The following is a 5492-nucleotide window of genomic DNA, read 5'->3' on the forward strand; positions in this document are numbered from 1 at the left end:
ATCGGCCAGCCGGTCACGCTGGCGCTGGCTGGCATCTTCGACTCCGAGGGAGACCAGATTGTGCATGTGCAAGTTACTGCGGACCGGCTCGGCCTCAACCGCGCGCTGATGCCGCCGCGATGAGCAAGGTCATCATCACTTGCGCCGTCACCGGCGGCGCGCACACCCCGACCATGTCGGATGCCCTACCCTGCACGCCGTCCGAGATTGCCGAGCAGTCGATCGCGGCGGCCAAAGCGGGCGCAGCCATTCTGCACGTTCACGCGCGCAATCCCGCCAACGGACAGCCCACTGGCGATCCCGCGATTTACGCGCAGTTCCTGTCGGTCATCAAGCAACAGACGGATGCCGTGGTGAACATCACCACCGGCGGTTCCGCGACCATGCCGCTGGCCGAGCGGCTGAAGGCGGCGGTGCAGTTCAAGCCCGAGATGTGCTCCCTCAACATGGGCTCGATGAACTTCGCGTTCTTCGGCGCAGCGGCGCGTATCAACACTTGGAAGCACGATTGGGAAGAGCCCTATGTCACGGGCTCGGACGACTTCATCTTCCGCAACACCTTCCGCGATATCGCAACGATCCTTGAGGTGATGGGCGAGGCCGGCACCAAGTTCGAGCATGAGTGCTACGATATCAGCCACCTCTACAACCTGGCGCATTTCGTTGATCGGGGCTTGGTGCAGCCGCCATTCTTCATCCAGATGATTTTCGGCATTCTGGGCGGCATCGGCCCCGATCTTGAAAACCTGATGTTCATGAAATCGACTGCCGACCGCCTGTTTGGCCGCGACAATTTCCAGTGGTCGGTGCTCGCGGCCGGGCGTCACCAGATGCCGTTCCTCACACAAGCCGCGCTGATGGGCGGCAATGTCCGCGTCGGGCTGGAGGACAGCCTGTTCATCGAACGCGGCGTGCTTGCCGCCTCGAACGCGCAGCAGGTGGAAAAGATCGTGCGGATCATCCGCGAAATGGGCCATGAACCGGCGACCCCAACCGAAGCCCGCGCGATGCTGGGCCTCAAGGGCGGCGACAGGGTGGAGTTCTAGGGTATGGCGCGCACGATTGTAGACCTCTCGATCTACCTCGAAAACGATGTGATCTCCGATCCGCCGCCCTACCAGCCCAAAATCGCTTACATCGACCACAAGACCTCGATACCCGATCTGGTCGGCTTCTTCCCGGGACTGAAGCCCGAAGACCTGCCCGATGGCGAGGCTTGGGCAATCGAGAAGATCGAGCTGATCACGCACAATGGCACGCACCTCGATGCGCCGTACCACTTCGCATCGACGATGAATCGGGGTGAGCGCGCCATCACGATCGACGAAGTACCGCTCGATTGGTGCTTCCAGCCCGGCGTGAAGCTCGATTTCACCGCCCTGCCCGATGGCTATGTGGTGACCGCCGGAGATGTCGAGGCCGAGCTCGCGCGCATCGGCCACACGCTCTCGCCGCTGGAAATCGTCGTGGTCAACACGGCGGCCGGCAAGCGCTATGGACAGGATGACTACGTCACCGCCGGCTGCGGCATGGGTTATGATGCGACCATGTACCTCCTCGAACGCGGCGTGCGCCTGACCGGCACCGACGGCTGGAGCTGGGATGCGCCGTTTGTCCACACGCGCGAGGCCTACGAGGCGACGGGCAATGCCGGTTTGATCTGGGAAGGCCACAAGGCGGGCCGCGATATCGGCTACTGCCACCTTGAGAAGCTGCACAATCTCGAAGTGCTGCCTCCCACCGGCTTCACGATCGCCTGCTTCCCGATGAAGATCCGCGCAGCCTCGGCCGGGTGGACCCGCGCGGTGGCGATCTTCGAGGATTAGGTCAGACGATCTTTTCCGTGAGGGCGAACATTACCGGTGCCGTCGCGCGCACCGATGGCCGGTCGCGGTGGAGCGCCTCGAATCGCGCGAGATTGGGATAGAGTTCGTGCCACGGCGCCATATCCGGCGCGTAGGCTTGCCAGAGCGGAATCATGCCCGTCTCGATCACGATGTCCTGATTGCCGAGCAGCGCGATTACCGCAATGTCCGCCAACCCGAACCGGTCGCCGACCACGTGTTCACGTGTCCCCACCCGGCGATTGAGTTCGGTCAGCCCGCCCTTGACCTTGCGCAGCTGCCGCTGCGCCCATTCAGCGCTGGGCTGGGGCCGCTGCATTTCCCAGAACAGGAGCACGGTTGCATCGAGCACGCCTTCGGCGATCACCTGCACTTGCTTGGCCTCCAGCGCCTCATTGGGCGCATCGGGGAGCATCGGCGGCGTGGGATAGCGCCACTCGATCCACTCCATGATGTGCGAGGATTCGAAGACAGGGTCAGCATCATCGGGGATCAGCACAGGCAGCTGCTCGAGCGGGTTGTAGCGCGATGTCTGGGTATCGGCGTGCCAGGGTATCTCGTTCTGCAACGTGAAGGGCACGCCCTTTTCCATGAGGGCAATGCGCACCTTGCGCGCAAACGGGCTGGGTGTGGCGCTGATCAGGATCATCTTGGGCTCCTCTGGGTAATAGTCCGCGCAGCCAGCCATGCGCCCGCCGCCGCCATGGCTTCGTCCGCCCGGTCGAGCGAACCGGCCATGCCAAGAAATCCATGATTCATGTCGTCGTAGTGGGCCAGCGTCGTTGCCACCCCCGCAGCAGTCAGGCGGCCCGCAAAGGCCTGGCCTTCATCGCGCAGCAAATCGTACTCGGCGGTGATGACATAGGCGGACGGCAGACCACTTAGGTCCGGTGCACGCAGCGGCGAGGCCATCGGATTCGCTCGGTCGGCGGGGTCGGTCAGGTAAAGGTCCCAACCCCACCGCATCGCACTGGCGGTAAGGCCGCAGCCCTCGCCGCGCTCGATGTAGGATGCCGGAAGCTTGTCGGGATAATCGGTAACTGGATAGAACAGAAGTTGCGCGGCAATCGCGGGGCCTCCGGCATCACGCGCACGAAGGGCTGTGACGATCGCCATCGTCGCGCCAGCGCTATCGCCCGCCACCATCAGTTGCGCCGGGTCGCCGCCGAAGCTGGTGGCATGGGCGACAGTCCAGCTGGTCGCGGCAAAGCTGTCATCGGGACCGGCGGGAAACGGCGCTTCGGGCGCGAGGCCATAGTCGACCGAGACGATGACCGCCCCGGACTGCAGGCAAAGGTGTCGACAAAGCACGTCGTGCGTGTCGATGCTGCAGACCACGAAGGCACTGCCATGGAAGTAGGTGATCACCGCGTGGCCCTGGTCCATATCGGGCCGGTAGATGCGCACGCGGATCTCGCCGCGCGGGCCGGGTATCATGCGGTCTTCGACATGAGCGACTTCGGGCCGTGGTGCCTTGGCCGCCAGCGCCTCGAAGCTGGCGCGCAGCGCGGCAGGCGGAACATTCTCCATGGGCGGCATCCCGGCGGAACTGTCGAGGATCGCCTGCAGCTGGGGGTGTAAGGCCACGTCAATCTCCCTTAGCCAACGATCCATTGGTTGCGTGCGGCGCATCCGCGCTGGTCAATAGGGCGATTCCAACCCGGCCAGCACCATCTCGGCATAGATCTTGCCGATCTCCTCGGCGCTGACATCGCTTTCCGCTGGCCGGAACCAGCGGTTCGTCCAGCCGACGATGCCGAGCACCCCATAGGCGACCACCTTGGACGAGCCGACGTAACGGAACGACTTGTCCGCATAGCCCTGCTCAATGATCGCGATCACCGCATCCGACATCTGCGCGTTCAGACCGCGCATATAGCGTGACCATTCGGACCGCTTGTCGCTAACATTGCTCAGGTTTTCGCGGATGTAGATGTAAATCAGCGGATAGTGCTCTCCGTAAGACGACATCAGCGCGATGATGAGGTCTCGCAGCTTGCGCCGGGGGGGCATGTCGCTGGCCTGGATTTTCTTCGCAAGCGCCAGATTGCGCTCCACCACGGTGCGGACGATTTCGTCGAAGAGTTCTTCCTTTGACGAAATGTAGTAGTAAAGAGAGGCGCGGTCGATATTCAGCTCGGCCGCAACGGCGGTCATGCTCGCCCGCTGAAATCCCATCCGATTGAAGACCCGGATTGCCGCCTCGCCGATTTCCTTGCGGCGGGCTTGGTGCGATACGCTGGAATCCTCGCGTGCAGCTGTCCGCCGCTTTCCGATACCGCTTTCAGAGTTTGCCTTCATGGGCTTACCGTCTTTCATCACCCTAGCAATTATCGGCCAAAGCCAATTTAGTCAACATATACGTTGATTTGGATGGCGGGTGCGCTGCATTCAAGCCCTTTAGTGCCGCTCGGGCGAGTGCAATCAACATTTATGTTGATAAATGTACGTCTATCAATGCCTTCTGCTACTTGGCCTGCATTTTATGGCCTGTATCCAGGGCCGCAATCGCTTTGGCCGAAGTGATGATCGGCCGAGGAATGGTATGTGGGGGCACTGGGAGGGGCATACTCAGGAACGGCCGGTATATTTTTTATATTATTCAAAAACATGATCCATGTTCAAGCCTCCCTCCGTCTCCGCCACTTCCCGTTGCAAAGACGTGCAAGGGAATGCAAAATCCCCCAGAAAACCGAGGGTCAGGAGTGCAAGGCGGTGCAGCCAGGTGCCGCCAAAGCCACCCTCACCTCGGGGTACATTTGGGGGTACGGGCCGAGCGTGATGCTCCATATACCCCCAAGGCGAGGTATAGCTCATGCTGTCGGACACGAGGATCAAGAAAGCCGCACCGGGCGAGCGCGACTACAAGCTCGCTGACGAGCGCGGCCTCCACCTGCTCGTGCGCCCCAGCGGCGGGAAGCTCTGGCGCCTCAAGTACCGCATCGCCGGCAAGGAATAGCTGCTCGCGCTCGGTTCCTAACCCCGACGTTCCTCTCGCAGACGCGCGCGATCGGCGGGATGCAGCGCGGCGGCTAATAGCCCAGGGCATCGACCCGGTGGACGAGAAGAAGCGCCAGGCGCGCGCCGAGAAGGCGAAGGAGGCGCATACCTTCGAATCTGTGGCGCGGGAGTGGCACTGGATCAACGAGAGCCGCTGGACCCCGATCCATGCCGCCGACGTCATCCGCTCGCTCGAGCGGGACGTATTCCCCTCCATCGGCACCCCACGCCGATCGGCGCGCTCGAGGCAGGCGACGTCCTCGACCTGCTCCGCAAGATGGAACGCCGCGGCTCGATCGAAACGGCAAAGAGGATCCGTCAGCGCATCAGCGGGGTGTTCGTGCTGGCGATCTCGCAGCACATCGCCCGCGACAATCCTGCCGCGCTCCTCGAACACGCGCTCCTGCCCAAGAATAAGGCGAAGAAGCAGCCCGCCGTGCTCGACCTCGACGAGCTCCGCGAGATCCTGCGCAAGACCGAGGCGACCGGCGCTTACCCCGTGACGCTGCTCGCCTCCCGGTTCCTCGCGCTCACGGCGCAGCAGCCGGGCACCGTGCGCCGCGCGCGCTGGGCCGACATGGAGGGGATAGCCTGGGACAGCGACGAGCCCGCACCCGAAGCGCTCTGGCATATCCCCGCCGAGCAGAT

General features: G+C 62.9%; 6 protein-coding genes and 2 pseudogenes. 5 read left to right on the forward strand and 3 right to left on the reverse strand.

What is annotated here, in order from left to right; all coding sequences use genetic code 11:
- Positions 1-119 precede the first annotated feature (119 nt).
- Positions 120-1046: a 3-keto-5-aminohexanoate cleavage protein gene (locus Q0082_RS09865; RefSeq protein WP_298192022.1), complete on the forward strand. Its 927-nt coding sequence runs from the start codon at positions 120-122 to the stop codon at positions 1044-1046.
- Between the two features lie 3 nt (positions 1047-1049).
- Positions 1050-1826 carry a cyclase family protein gene (locus Q0082_RS09870; protein WP_298167489.1) on the forward strand — a complete coding sequence of 259 codons (777 nt, stop codon included), beginning with the start codon at positions 1050-1052 and terminating at the stop codon, positions 1824-1826.
- Position 1827: 1 nt separating this feature from the next.
- Here Q0082_RS09870 and Q0082_RS09875 read toward each other — a convergent pair whose 3' ends face one another.
- Genes Q0082_RS09875 through Q0082_RS09885 form a run of 3 tightly spaced genes read right to left on the reverse strand, consistent with a single transcriptional unit; the run spans position 1828 to position 4145 of the window.
- Positions 1828-2493: a glutathione S-transferase N-terminal domain-containing protein gene (locus Q0082_RS09875; protein ID WP_298192024.1), complete on the reverse strand. Its 666-nt coding sequence runs from the start codon at positions 2491-2493 to the stop codon at positions 1828-1830.
- On the reverse strand, positions 2490-3431 hold the full coding sequence (locus tag Q0082_RS09880) for an alpha/beta hydrolase (protein ID WP_298192026.1): 942 nt from the start codon (positions 3429-3431) through the stop codon (positions 2490-2492). Before Q0082_RS09880 ends, Q0082_RS09875 begins: the two co-directional genes overlap by 4 nt.
- A gap of 54 nt (positions 3432-3485) precedes the next feature.
- Entirely contained in the window at positions 3486-4145 is a 660-nt protein-coding gene (locus Q0082_RS09885; protein ID WP_298192028.1) for a TetR/AcrR family transcriptional regulator, read from the reverse strand.
- A 514-nt stretch (positions 4146-4659) separates the two neighbouring features.
- On the opposite strand from Q0082_RS09885, the gene Q0082_RS09890 reads away from it, so the two are divergent.
- From Q0082_RS09890 to Q0082_RS09895, 3 genes and pseudogenes are all read left to right on the forward strand, one after another.
- Positions 4660-4803, forward strand: coding sequence for an Arm DNA-binding domain-containing protein (locus tag Q0082_RS09890; RefSeq protein WP_298192029.1), 144 nt, complete (start codon positions 4660-4662; stop codon positions 4801-4803).
- A 34-nt stretch (positions 4804-4837) separates the two neighbouring features.
- Positions 4838-4909 (forward strand): annotated as a pseudogene (locus Q0082_RS20105) (integrase arm-type DNA-binding domain-containing protein); the annotation flags it as partial.
- A gap of 65 nt (positions 4910-4974) precedes the next feature.
- Positions 4975-5492: pseudogene (locus Q0082_RS09895) on the forward strand (hypothetical protein); the annotation flags it as partial.

The sequence above is a fragment of the Novosphingobium sp. genome, from assembly GCF_027489515.1.
Lineage (GTDB): Bacteria > Pseudomonadota > Alphaproteobacteria > Sphingomonadales > Sphingomonadaceae > Novosphingobium.

What these genes read in the sequence shown, in the direction of transcription:
- Q0082_RS09865 (WP_298192022.1), top strand. Translation starts at nt 120, where the DNA reads ATGAGCAAGGTCATCATCACTTGCGCCGTCACCGGCGGCGCGCACACC.
- Q0082_RS09890 (WP_298192029.1), top strand. Translation starts at nt 4,660, where the DNA reads ATGCTGTCGGACACGAGGATCAAGAAAGCCGCACCGGGCGAGCGCGAC.
- Q0082_RS09875 (WP_298192024.1), bottom strand. Translation starts at nt 2,493, where the DNA reads ATGATCCTGATCAGCGCCACACCCAGCCCGTTTGCGCGCAAGGTGCGC.
- Q0082_RS09885 (WP_298192028.1), bottom strand. Translation starts at nt 4,145, where the DNA reads ATGAAGGCAAACTCTGAAAGCGGTATCGGAAAGCGGCGGACAGCTGCA.
- Q0082_RS09870 (WP_298167489.1), top strand. Translation starts at nt 1,050, where the DNA reads ATGGCGCGCACGATTGTAGACCTCTCGATCTACCTCGAAAACGATGTG.